The organism is Marinobacterium sp. xm-g-59 (assembly GCF_013283315.1).
GTDB lineage: Bacteria > Pseudomonadota > Gammaproteobacteria > Pseudomonadales > Balneatricaceae > Marinobacterium_E.
Map to the genome: position 1 here is coordinate 104,336 of NZ_WBYR01000003.1, position 12,235 is coordinate 116,570.

Here is a 12,235-nt window from a genome sequence, read left to right on the forward strand (position 1 = left end):
GGGTTAGCATGCAGTTCAGCCGTTTAGGAACCAGTGGATTAAGCGTTTCAAGAATCTGTTTGGGCACAATGACCTGGGGTAAGCAGAACACCCAAGCGGAGGCCGACGAACAGATCGAACACGCCTTATCAGTTGGTATTAACTTTTTTGATACAGCCGAAATGTACGCAGTGCCGCCAACAGCAGAGACCTACGGTAAAACAGAAGAGATCATTGGTAACTGGCTTGCTCGAAACCCATCCCGTCGCAGCGAGATGATCATTGCCACCAAAATCGCAGGTATCGGGTTACCTTGGGTAAGAAGCGGCGGCCCAATTACAGGCAAGGCAGTGATTGAGGCGGTCGATAATTCATTGAAGCGCCTGCAGACTGACTACATCGATCTCTATCAACTACACTGGCCAAACAGAACTTCACCTCACTTTGGCAAGCATACTCCGAACTTCTTCAAGTTTAGCGACATTAAAGCGGCTGAACATGAAGCTCAAATGTTGGATATCCTTAAAGGTTTAGCGCAATGCATAAGTGACGGAAAAATCCGTCATTTCGGCCTCTCAGATGATACTACCTGGGGCATCAACACCTATCTAAAACTGAGCCGACAGCATGACCTACCCAAACCGGTCTCGATTCAGAATGAGTTTAGTCTGTTGCATGCGAAAGATTGGCCCTACTTGATCGAGAACTGCGTTCACGAAGAGATCGCCTATCTTCCTTGGTCACCGTTGGCATCAGGATTACTCTCTGGCAAATACGCTGATGGAGCAATGCCGAAAGGAAGCCGCTGGAGCATCTCAAACCCCGCTGCCCTGCATCGGAATACACCCCAGGCTCATGAAGCTGTTGCAGAGTACGTCAAGTTAGCCAAACAGTTTGGTTACACCCCGTCACAGCTTGCACTCGCATGGTGTGATCAGGTTGATGGCGTAACCTCTACCATTATTGGGGCGACCTCAATGGATCAACTAAAAGAGGACATCGCCGCTTTTGATATGCTACTGTCTGAAGAGCTACAAACTGAGTTAGCGGCTGTCTTTAAGCGCTACCCTCAACCCTTTTAAGAGGCGGCTATCCTGATAGCCGATGCAAAATAAGAGATTGATATGAGCGAACAATTAAAAGGCAAAATTGCCGCGGTTACAGGCTCTGCGTCAGGCATTGGTTTCGCCAGTGCCAAAGCGATGCTGGATGAAGGTGCCACAGTTATCTTTATCGATCGAAACGAGTCTGCGCTGTCTGATATCTGCAGTCGTCTTGGGGATAAGGCTCTACCACTGGTCATTGACCTGCTCGATCCGGAACAGTGCAAAGAGATGGTGCCACGCATTCTGGAGATGACTGGGCATCTGGATATCTTTCACGCCAACGCTGGGCTCTATGTCGGCGGAGATCTCATGGAGTCTGACGCTGACCAGATTGATCGAATGCTGAATTTAAATATCAATGTGGTGATGAAAAACGTACAAGCTGTGTTAGCGCATATGATTGAGCGAGAGACCGGTGACATTTTGGTGACCAGCTCGCTAGCAGCCCACTACCCGACGCCATGGGAACCTATTTATGCCTCATCAAAATGGGCGATCGACTGTTTTGTTCAGACGACTCGACGTCAGATGTTTAAGCACGGCATTCGTATTGGATCGGTATCACCTGGGCCTGTGGCAACGGGATTACTCTCGGACTGGCCGGAAGATAAATTAAAAGAGGCTCGTGCCGATGGCAGCCTAATCGAGCCAGAAGAGATCGCAGAGGCGTTGCTGTTTATGTTGACTAGGCCACGTCATATGACTGTGCGTGACATGGTCATCATTCCAACGAATTTTGATCTCTGATGGGCGAGTAATTTTCGCTTCGCACCGAGTGCTAGCTCCTAAGGCAGGTTTCATACCTTGGAGCTAGCGTTAAAACTACTTCAGCTTTCAGAAATTCGCTTAACCGCTCTTCGCATCGACAGACGATAAAGAAGCGGAATCACAAACAGCGTTAGCACAGACGAGAAGCCCAAGCCCCATACGATCGAGGTGGCGACTGGGCCCCAGATCAGTGACTTACCACCCAGACCCGCTGCAAGCGAAAATAGACCCGCCATGGTGGTCAGGGTAGTAATCAATACCGGAATGACCCGTCGACGCGAAGCATAAAGCGTCGCATGCATCAGGCTCATGCCATTGCCAATTCGGTCATTGGCGGCCGATATCAGTACGATCGCGGCATTCACGGCAATACCGGCTAAGGCCACGACACCGTACATAGTGAAGAGACTGAGCGGGTTTTGCGTCACGATCAAGCCCAATACAACACCGGTAAACGCCAGTGGCACTGTCGCCAAGATCATTAATGGCTGCCAGTAACTGCGGAACTGCGTGCCCAATATTAGGTACATCAAGCCGACGCCGACCAAGAAGAGAATCGCAATCGAATCCATACTCTCTTGGATATCATCCAACTCACCCGAGAAGTCGAGATCGATGGCAGGATATTGCGCTTCGTACTCCTTCCAGCGCTCTAGCAAGAAGGCGTTGGCTTGTACGGTATCCATACCGCCAGAGCGAAGGTCAGCCTCTAAGGTGATTGCACGACGGAAGTTGTAGTGACGAATGTTACCCAACGACTGTTTACGCTCCTCTATTACCAACTCCGACAGAGGAATAGCACCGCCCGCGGGAACAGGAATACGGTAGCTAAGCAGACGCTCAAGAGAGGGTAGCGACTCAGGATTAGCACGAACACGAACATCCAGGCGTTCACCGGCATCTCGCATACTCGCGACAACTTCACCGTCGACCAATAGGCGCAGGGTGCGACGAACATCCGCAGGGTTCAAACCTGTACGATTGATCGCATCACTGTCTAACTCCAGACTCAACTCATAACGACCACGAGCCGCATCGTCTTCAACATCCACGAAATCTTCGTGACTGTTCAGAATTTCAATCAGAATGTTGGTAGCGTCGCGAATCTCTTGGTAATCATCACCACGTACCTTGACCGAGATCGGTTTAGAGGCAGGCGGACCACCCGATAGGCGCAAGAATGAGATGCGAATCGGACCGGCAATGTCACCCAAATCTTCACGCACCGCATCGGTCATCTCTTCAACTGTGCGCAGTTCAGGTGTTTTAGGGTTTAGACCGACAAGAATCTGGCCGTACTGCTCGCCAATACGCGGCTCTGTCTCGGTAAACATCTGACCGGCATAGCTTGCGATGGCGCGCACTTCCCCGTCACGCACATTTTGACGGACACGCTCTTCCACACGTGAGACCACCTCCATCGTTTTCGCGACAGGCGTCGCTGCCGGCATTTCAACGTTCACATAGAATAGGCGGACAGGATCGGCCGCAAAGAAATCCATCTTAATGTAGCCGTTGCCTAGGGCACCGACCGCGCCTATCAGTGGCAATACGGCGACAATCAGTGAGAGAACCGGACGGCGCAGCGCTTTGATCAACAGACGAACATAGGTGATCTGCACGCGGTGGGTCATGGTTTCACGCAGACGCTGAATTCGACTCGGTTTATCAAACCCAACCTTAGCCGCCAAAATGTGGGCAGGCAGCATCCAAAAGGCTTCAATCAGACTGATCGCTAGGGCGATCGACACCACCATAGGAATAACCTTCATGAACTTGCCCAAAATACCGGGCAGTAGCATCAGCGGTAAAAAAGCAGCGATGGTCGTCAGTACCGCCGCCGTGACGGGGCCCGCTACCTCTTTCAACGAACCCTGAACGGCGGCTATCCCCGAAAATCCGCGCTGTAGCCGATAATAGATCGACTCAACCACAACGACGGCGTCATCAACCAACATACCCAATACAATCACCACACCCAACAGCACGGTGACGTTCAACGTTTCGCCCAGTCCCGCCAGTACCCAGAAGGTGGCTGCCAAAATAAAGGGGATGCCGATCGCTGTGAGCAGTGCGATGCGTGTACCTAAGAAGAGCCAAGCCACAACCAACACCAGGATCAGACCGATCAGGGCATTGTTCTCCATGATTTGAATCGACTTGCGCGTCGCAATGGTCTGATCATCGATCAAGACCATCTCGACACCGGTCTCAACCGATAGAGCATTTCGCTCATCCATGTAGGTCTGAACACGCTCAACCAATTCCAGGGTGTTGGCACCCTCTTTCTTCATTACCGCCAACAGCACAGCCGGTTTATCATCGACACGTACTAAGAAACTAGAATCTTCACGAGCGCGCTCGACACTGGCGACACGTGACAATGGCACCTCACCCGAGGCACCCAATACCGGTCGATTGGCCAGATAGCTTGGGTCAGCGGCCGTACCGACAACACGCACCAACCAGTTACGATCGCCTTGTACCAAGTTACCAGCCGCCTCATCTTGGAAGAAGGCAGTAACGGTGTTGGCAACCTGTTGTGGGGTAATGCCTAGGGCTTCCAGTTCAGAGACATCCAGATTGACCTGCAGTTCTGGGTCAGGCAGTGCCACAGGGTCGATGCGAGAAACGCCTTTAAGCTGGGACAGATCTTTGTCGATACGAGTCGCTTGCAGACGCAGGTTCTCGTCATCCGCCAAGCTGGTCACCGCCACCGTCGCGGCAGGGAAGGCATTGGAGCTGGTGATCTCCAGAATCAGTGAATCTAACGCAGCATCCGGCAGTTCAGATTCAGTGTTTTGTATTTCACGACGCAGATCGGCTAAGCGTTTATCGAAGGTACGATCATCGATGTCCTCAAAGCGCACTAGGATACTAGAGATCCCTTCACGTGAATTACTCGAGACAAACTTTACATCGGCCAGTGAACGTAACGCATCTTCAAGCGGATCCGTCACCTTACTCTCAACATCAAGCGCTGTAGCACCCGGCAGCGGTGTGGTGACGATGATCCAGTTGAAGTTGATGGTTGGATCTTGTTGGCGGGGTAGTCCTTGATAACTCAACAGACCGACCGCCAGTACTAGCAAGAAGGTCAGGTTAGCTAGCACATGGTTAGTAATGAAGCGTTGCCACATATCAGCGCACCTCTACCGCTTCGCCCTCGACTGCGAGCAATCGACCCTCGGTAATGACCTGTGACCCCTTGGGAAGATCAACCGCCGCAGGCTGACCCTCTATGGCACCGTCGACGACGACAAATTGTGCGACACCCTGCTCTTCAAGCAACAGACCAAGCTTCCATTCGCCATCGACTTTACGACGAACCAACAGTTCAGAGGAGACGTGCGGTTGATTGGCGGTCCAGGTTAAACGACCCGTTGCACCAATCTCGGGCGTCGCTTCAGTAAAAATAAAACGGTAGGTCTGCGTGCGTTCGCGACGATCAATAATGGGCAATTTAGCTCTTAACTCAACCGCGAAAGATTGGCCGTTGCTTTCAAACCACACCTTGCTCTCAGCAACCCCTTTTCCAGGGGCGACTTTGGCTTCTAGTTCTGCCCCATCCGTTTGAACCAACTGAAGCAGAGGCATACCGGGAGCGGCTAAGGCACCTAGCTGAGCCATTCGTGCTGCAATGACTCCATCGAATGGAGCAACCAGCGAACAATTTTCAGTCGCAATACCAGCCAGTTCAATCTGACGGTTTTGCACATCGATGCGGGCATCCAATGAGGTAAGCGCCGTTTCACGCTGTTGCAGAGCATCGTCACCTAGATTGCCTCGTTTGTTCAAGGTCTTGGCACGTTCGTATTGATCACTCAAAAGTGGGCGTTGTGAGCGCAACTCACTCAAAACCGCTTTTTGCGTCGCCAACTGACTCTCGTAGGTACGGCAATCTAAATTCACCAGAGCGTCGCCCTGCTTCACTCGATCACCCACCTCAACATTGATCTTCACAATACGTGCAGAGAGCTCTGCACTCAGCGCAGCATCATTGGCACTGATCACTTCTGCAGGTGCTGAGAATGTTGGGTAATAGACTAAGTCAGCAAAAGACTGAGTCGACACCACAGGTGCTGCCTGAACACTATTAGCTATGCCAAACACTAGAACAAAAAGAAGGGAGCGCATCATTAACCTCGATTGTGACGGATGGTCTAAAGATCTAGACCGATATCTACGCAGTCTAGCAAGGAATGGTGCATTGCAAAATGAAAGAGTGAGAGGGTGGCCGACTGCACCCTCTCTTCAGGGATCAGAACTATTTAAGATCAGCGGTTAAAGTAACCTGAGTTTCTGGGTCCACTTCATAAACATGGTGCTGATAGTTGGGGTGGTCCACACCGACAGCAAGAGCCGCACCCGCTTTGAGTGTCGCGATCATCTCATCGGTCAATTCAAAACGCATGAAGTGGACGGCACTGGTCTTCTCTTCAGTACTGCGCTCTAGATCTTCATCGGCTATTGCAAACACCTTTTCATGGCCGAATACCTGAACATAGGTTTTGTGTTCAAGCCCGACCAACTTACCCAGTGCCACTTTGCGCTCATCTGGATCGGCAAATTCAATGAGCTGTGTACACTTCAGGTTGGTCCCATCTGGAATCAGTGGGTTGTAGGCATCCAACTCATCTTGAATACCCTCTTCATCGAAGGTTTTCTCGATGCGAAGCATCTCTTGGATCTGGTAGCGGATGGTCAACTCGTCTTCAAACTGAAGCGTGACGTTGGGACCAATAAAGACCGTTCTTCGACGGCGGTGCTCCAGTGCCTTTTTACGAAATTCAGGACGTTCTTTGTGGTAGGTTTCCAGCGACATTAACGAGTCGCGTACTAATTGGGTCATACTCTACTCCTTAAATGCCATAAGCCTTGCGCAATAGTGATATTGGGTGTGACTTTTCTGGCTGCTTATCGTGATTTTTATCGATACCTTGTGCGATGTGAGCTCCTCCCAATGGGCAGTCACTCGAAATGTAATCCGGATCAAAATCAGCCATCTGACGGAATACCGGCTTACCTATCTTCATCGCTTTTTCATGAAACTCTTTCTTAACACCGTAAGTACCCGCGTGACCACTGCATCGCTCTACTGTTTTTAGTTCGGTATCAGGAATCTGCTTCAGCATCTCTTCGGTTTTCTTACCGACGTTTTGCACGCGACCGTGACAGGGAACATGGTAAGAGACTTTACCTAATCCCTGTTCAAACTCCGCTTTCAATAGACCATCTTTTTGACGTGCGATCAGGTATTCAAACGGATCCCAAAATGCTTCCTGGACCAGCTTAACCTCTTCGTCATCTGGGTACATTAATGGCAGCTCTTGTTTAAACATCAAGGTACAACTGGGCACGGCGGACGTCAGCGCATAACCCTCTTTGGCTAACTTAGCCAGTTGCGGGATATTGATACGTTTTAGCGAGTCCACCCCTTCAAGATCGCCCTGCTCTAGCTTCGGCATGCCACAGCAGACCTCTTTCTGAGCAAAGGTCCAGGGAATGTAGTTGTGCTCTAGTACGGCAATAAAATCTTCACCAATACCCGGCTCGTTGTAATTGATGTAGCAGGTAGCAAACAGTGCCACTTTTCCGGGTGTGCGTTCACCCGCTACAACGTCAAAAGTCTCATTCGGCTTGGCTTTGCTGCGTAACTTCTTGCTTGCAAATGGCGGTAACCATGCCTCTTCGTCAACGCCTAAGGTCGCAGAGAGTGCTTTGCGTGTCGGCTTCCAATGGTTAACCGTATTAATCGTCTCACTGACAATGGGGATACCGGCTAGCTTACCGGTGGTGTCAGTGCTGGATAAAATCTTGTCGCGCATGGGGAGACCCTTCTCTTTGGTCTCAACCGCTTTAGCGCGCAGCATAAGATGCGGAAAATCTAAATCAAACGGGTGTGGAGGTACGTAAGGGCACTTCGCCATGTAACACATGTCACAGAGGTAGCACTGATCAACAACCTTCTTGTAGTCCTCTTTAGCAACACCATCGACTTCCATAGTTTCGCTTTCATCAATCAGATCAAACAGCGTTGGGAAGGCGTCACATAAACTCAGGCAACGACGGCAACCGTGACAGATATCAAAGACGCGCTCCATCTCTTGGTGAAGGTCATCTTTGTCGTAAAAAGTTGGATTTTTCCAATCCAGAGGATGGCGTGTTGGGGCTTCTAGATTGCCCTCTTTTTTTGTACTCATAACACTCTCCAGGCAAAGATCGATAGGTCGAACAGGTTGCCCGACCTATCGTGGGCTGATTACGCTTCCGCTTTGTAAGCTTCCAGTGTTTTCTGGAACTTGTTAGCGTGACTACGTTCTGCTTTTGCAAGCGTCTCGAACCAATCAGCAATCTCGTCAAAGCCCTCTTCACGAGCTGCTTTCGCCATGCCTGGGTACATGTCAGTGTACTCGTGAGTTTCACCTGCAATCGCAGATTCCAGTGCTTCCGCCACATTACCTGCAGCTAGACCAGTTTCAGGGTCACCTGAACCACCATCGATTAGGTATTCCATGTGGCCGTGCGCGTGACCAGTTTCACCTTCAGCCGTATTACGGAATACGTTGGCTACTTCTGGAGCACCCTCGATGTCTGCCATGTTGGCAAAATATAGGTAACGACGGTTTGCTTTTGATTCGCCAGCGAATGCTGCCTTTAGATTCTCTTCTGTTTTAGTACCTTTGAGATCCATGATGTTCTCTCCTATTTTTGTTAGCTAACTAAACAGAGCTTGGACAAGAAAATTTCTTGTCTCACTTAAAAATACGCCAGGATCTCAAAATTGGCTTAATTTTAATTTTCTATGGTGCTGATAGATCTTTCCTATTCACCTTTCAACCCTAAAGCTGGCAACATAAAGCGGTCTCTTTAAGAAACGAAAAAGAGAGCTAAAAAGCTCTCTTTAATTAGTAATTCACCAGGCCGCTAAACCAATGCCTGATTTACATGTTCGGGTAGTTAGGGCCACCGCCACCCTCTGGTGCCACCCAACGAATATTCTGCGTGGGGTCTTTGATGTCACAGGTCTTACAGTGCAGGCAGTTGGCTGCGTTAATCTGAAGGCGTGGTTCGGCTTCATCTTCAAGCACTTCATATACACCGGCTGGGCAGTAACGCTGTGCTGGCTCGGCATACAGAGCAAAGTTAACGGTGATAGGAACACTGCTATCCTTCAGCTGTAGGTGACAAGGCTGATCCTCCTCATGCACGGTGTTCGAAATAAACACTGACGAAAGCTTATCGAATGATAGCTTTCCGTCTGGTTTAGGGTAATCGATCTTCGTACACTCGCTTGCTGGACGCAGCATCTCATGGTCGACGTGAGTATCGTGCAGTGTCACTGGGATACGACCACCAAAGATGTTCTGATCCAGCGTATTGAAAGCGCCACCAAGAATTGGACCAAACTTATGTAGAGCTGGGCCAAAGTTACGTGAGCTGTACAACTCTTGGTACAACCAAGAGTTTTTGTAGAGATCATTAAATGTGGTTGCCGTGTTTGACTCTTCAGCAATAGCAGAGACTACCGCTTCGGCCGCCAACATGCCCGACTTCATTGCCGTGTGAACACCTTTGATGCGCGAGAAGTTCAAGGTACCGGCATCACAACCGATCAATAGACCACCAGGGAAGGTCATCTCTGGAAGACAGTTGTAACCACCCTTAGCAATGGCACGTGCACCGTAAGAGACACGAGTACCGCCCTCTAAGTACTGCGCGATTTTCGGGTGGTGCTTCATACGTTGGAATTCATCAAAAGGACTGACCCAAGGGTTTGAGTAGTTCAAATCGACGATTAGGCCCACAACGACCTGATTATTCTCAGCGTGGTAAAGGAAGAAGCCACCGCTTGTACCGTCACTCAATGGCCAACCAGAGCCATGAATAACCAAGCCCTCTTTATGTTGCGCAGGATCGATATCCCAGAGCTCTTTAATGCCAAGACCGTAGTGCTGAGGATCTTTGCCCTCATCCAAGTTGAACTGACTGATCAGCTCTTTACCTAGATGACCGCGACAACCTTCGGCAAAGAGTGTGAACTTAGCCTGCAGCGCCATGCTTGGCACGTAGCTATCTTTCTCTTCACCATTTTCGCCAATGCCCATCGCACCGGTGAGAACACCTTTAACACTGCCGTCTTCGTTATAAAGAACTTCAGCCGCTGGGAAGCCAGGGAACACCTCTACACCCAAGGCTTCAGCCTGTTCTGACAACCAACGTGAAAGGTTGCCCACAGAGGCGATGTAACAACCGTGGTTGTGCATCGTTTTAGGTGCCGCAAAGTTAGGCACAGTAATCGATTTTGTCTCGTTTTTTAGAAGGACGATCTCGTCTGTTTTCGCTTCAGTGACCAGGGGTGCACCCTGCTCTTTCCAATCAGGGAAGAGTTCAGTTAACGCTTTAGGATCGACCACCGCACCTGACAGGATATGACCACCCACCTCAGCCGCTTTCTCAACAACACAGACCATCAGATCAGCATTGAGTTGTTTGATCTTACAAGCAGCTGCAAGTCCCGCAGGGCCTGCACCTACAATCAGGACATCAAAGTCCATTACTTCATAATCCATTGATCTCTCCTAAAACGACTCAATCACTGAAATGTAAATTAAAACTGTTCGTCACTCAGCACAAATGCGGCATCAAGGCCCGTCATAATTGTCTGTGCATGAGCCTCTGCTCGTGGCAAGTAGTGCTCTGCATAAAAACGCACGGTGGCAACTTTAGCGGCCAAGAACTCATCCGAGTAAGCAGAACCGGTTCCGGTTAAGGCTTTAGCACGAATGGCCTCTTTTGCCATTAGGTAGGCACCGGTGAGGTAGCCCATCTGCATTAAGAAATCGAACGCTACCGCGCCCATTAAACTGCGATCGGCAGCAGCACGATCAAGAATAAACTCACGAATCTCTCGTGCGCGGGCCACGGATGCCACAAAACGATTGGCCATTTTATCAAGTCCGCACGCTCGAAGATCGGCTTCAATAGCCGCCATCTCATCAAGCAGATCCGCTAAGGCTGCACCATTATCGCTCAAGGTTTTACGACCAATCAGATCCAGTGCCTGAATACCGTTGGTACCTTCGTAAATGGCTAAGATACGCGCGTCACGGTAGTGCTGAGCCGCGCCAGCCTCTTCGATAAAGCCCATGCCACCATGAACCTGAATATTAAGAGAGGTCAGTTCATTGGCCATCTCGGTCATCCAGCCCTTCACGATCGGCGTCAGCAGTTCAACACGTGCTTTAGCTGCGGATTGATCACCCTCGATGTGCGAACGATCAATCTCAGCCGCTGCAACCAGGGCTAATGCGCGCATCGATTCACAGCCCGAGCGCATCGCCATCAACATTCGGCGCACATCGGGATGTTCAATAATAGGTATTTTCGAACCATCCTTACGACTGCCCTGAGTGCGCTCTTTCGCGTAGGCAACCGCTTGCTGATAAGCACGTTCAGAGATCGACAACCCCTGCAGACCCACCGACTGACGTGCATGGTTCATCATGGTAAACATGTAGGCCAAGCCTTTATTCTCTTCACCGACCAGGTAGCCTACTGCACCGCCATTATCGCCAAAACTCATCGTACAGGTTGGCGAACCATGAATACCCAATTTGTGCTCTAGGGAGATGCATTTTGCATCGTTTAACTCTGCAGGCTCTCCGTTCTCATCCAGCAAGAACTTAGGCACGATAAATAGCGAAATCCCTTTTACACCGGCCGGTGCATCTGGAAGTCGCGCCAACACTAAGTGCACAATGTTCGGGGTCATCTGATGATCGCCCCAAGTGATGTAGATCTTCTGACCCGAAATCAGGTAGTGATCGCCATTGGGAACCGCTTTGGTTGAAACGGCTGCCAAATCTGAACCCGCATTGGGTTCAGTCAGGTTCATGGTACCAGTCCACTCGCCGCTGACTAAGCGCGATAGGTACTGATCTTTTAACTCATCACTGCCGTGAGCGATCAGCGCTTCAATCGAACCCTGAGTCAACATCGGGCAGAGTGCAAACGCCATATTGGCCGAGTGCCAAAGCTCGTTCACGGCGGTACCCACTACATTCGGAAGGGCCTGCCCACCAAAGGCTTCAGGCGCGGTTAGGGTTGCCCAACCGTTCTCCATGTACTGCTGGTAGGCATCCGAGAAACCCGAGGTCTCTATAACCTGATCACCGTCAAGACGAGCGCCATTTTGGTCACCCACTGCATTGAGTGGTGCCAGTACTTCAGATGCGAGCTTACCCGCCTCTTCAACGACGACATTGGCCAGTTCAAGATTAACTTCATCCAGGCCCATCGCCTGGCAAAGTTGATCGAATTCAACCAATTGATCCAATACAAAAGCGGTGTCTTGAGCCGGTGCGTTATAGATACTCATT

General features: G+C 50.3%; 9 protein-coding genes. 2 read left to right on the forward strand and 7 right to left on the reverse strand.

Going from position 1 to position 12,235, the window contains the following annotated elements:
* The first annotated feature begins 8 nt into the window (after nt 1-8).
* Together XMG59_RS04880 and XMG59_RS04885 are read left to right on the forward strand one after the other, a co-directional pair.
* Nucleotides 9-1,061 carry an aldo/keto reductase gene (locus XMG59_RS04880; RefSeq protein ID WP_173482574.1) on the forward strand — a complete coding sequence of 351 codons (1,053 nt, stop codon included), beginning with the start codon at nt 9-11 and terminating at the stop codon, nt 1,059-1,061.
* Between the two features lie 42 nt (nt 1,062-1,103).
* A complete protein-coding gene (locus XMG59_RS04885) occupies nt 1,104-1,832 on the forward strand; it encodes an SDR family oxidoreductase (protein WP_173482575.1) in 729 nt (242 codons plus the stop codon).
* Between the two features lie 80 nt (nt 1,833-1,912).
* On the opposite strand, the gene XMG59_RS04890 is transcribed toward XMG59_RS04885, so the two are convergent.
* The 7 genes from XMG59_RS04890 to XMG59_RS04920 all read right to left on the reverse strand — a co-directional run bounded on the left by XMG59_RS04890 (nt 1,913) and on the right by XMG59_RS04920 (nt 12,234).
* Entirely contained in the window at nt 1,913-4,993 is a 3,081-nt protein-coding gene (locus XMG59_RS04890) for an efflux RND transporter permease subunit (RefSeq protein ID WP_173482576.1), read from the reverse strand.
* A 1-nt stretch (nt 4,994) separates the two neighbouring features.
* Nucleotides 4,995-5,993 (reverse strand): efflux RND transporter periplasmic adaptor subunit, encoded by a 999-nt coding sequence (locus XMG59_RS04895; protein ID WP_173481723.1) that lies wholly within the window; start codon nt 5,991-5,993, stop codon nt 4,995-4,997.
* Between the two features lie 127 nt (nt 5,994-6,120).
* Nucleotides 6,121-6,705, reverse strand: a complete 585-nt coding sequence (locus tag XMG59_RS04900) for a DUF3501 family protein (RefSeq protein WP_173482577.1) — start codon at nt 6,703-6,705, stop codon at nt 6,121-6,123.
* A 10-nt stretch (nt 6,706-6,715) separates the two neighbouring features.
* Nucleotides 6,716-8,056, reverse strand: a complete 1,341-nt coding sequence (locus tag XMG59_RS04905) for a heterodisulfide reductase-related iron-sulfur binding cluster (protein WP_173482578.1) — start codon at nt 8,054-8,056, stop codon at nt 6,716-6,718.
* Between the two features lie 59 nt (nt 8,057-8,115).
* Nucleotides 8,116-8,547: a rubrerythrin family protein gene (locus XMG59_RS04910; protein WP_173481720.1), complete on the reverse strand. Its 432-nt coding sequence runs from the start codon at nt 8,545-8,547 to the stop codon at nt 8,116-8,118.
* 250 nt (nt 8,548-8,797) lie between these two features.
* Nucleotides 8,798-10,426, reverse strand: a complete 1,629-nt coding sequence (locus XMG59_RS04915) for an electron transfer flavoprotein-ubiquinone oxidoreductase (RefSeq protein ID WP_173498312.1) — start codon at nt 10,424-10,426, stop codon at nt 8,798-8,800.
* Between the two features lie 38 nt (nt 10,427-10,464).
* Nucleotides 10,465-12,234, reverse strand: a complete 1,770-nt coding sequence (locus XMG59_RS04920; protein ID WP_173498313.1) for an acyl-CoA dehydrogenase — start codon at nt 12,232-12,234, stop codon at nt 10,465-10,467.
* Nucleotide 12,235: the final 1 nt, after the last annotated feature.

Coding starts and splice junctions, on each gene's coding strand:
- XMG59_RS04915 (WP_173498312.1), bottom strand. CDS start 10,426: ATGGATTATGAAGTAATGGACTTTGATGTCCTGATTGTAGGTGCAGGC.
- XMG59_RS04890 (WP_173482576.1), bottom strand. CDS start 4,993: ATGTGGCAACGCTTCATTACTAACCATGTGCTAGCTAACCTGACCTTC.
- XMG59_RS04880 (WP_173482574.1), top strand. CDS start 9: ATGCAGTTCAGCCGTTTAGGAACCAGTGGATTAAGCGTTTCAAGAATC.
- XMG59_RS04920 (WP_173498313.1), bottom strand. CDS start 12,234: ATGAGTATCTATAACGCACCGGCTCAAGACACCGCTTTTGTATTGGAT.
- XMG59_RS04895 (WP_173481723.1), bottom strand. CDS start 5,993: ATGATGCGCTCCCTTCTTTTTGTTCTAGTGTTTGGCATAGCTAATAGT.
- XMG59_RS04910 (WP_173481720.1), bottom strand. CDS start 8,547: ATGGATCTCAAAGGTACTAAAACAGAAGAGAATCTAAAGGCAGCATTC.
- XMG59_RS04885 (WP_173482575.1), top strand. CDS start 1,104: ATGAGCGAACAATTAAAAGGCAAAATTGCCGCGGTTACAGGCTCTGCG.
- XMG59_RS04905 (WP_173482578.1), bottom strand. CDS start 8,056: ATGAGTACAAAAAAAGAGGGCAATCTAGAAGCCCCAACACGCCATCCT.
- XMG59_RS04900 (WP_173482577.1), bottom strand. CDS start 6,705: ATGACCCAATTAGTACGCGACTCGTTAATGTCGCTGGAAACCTACCAC.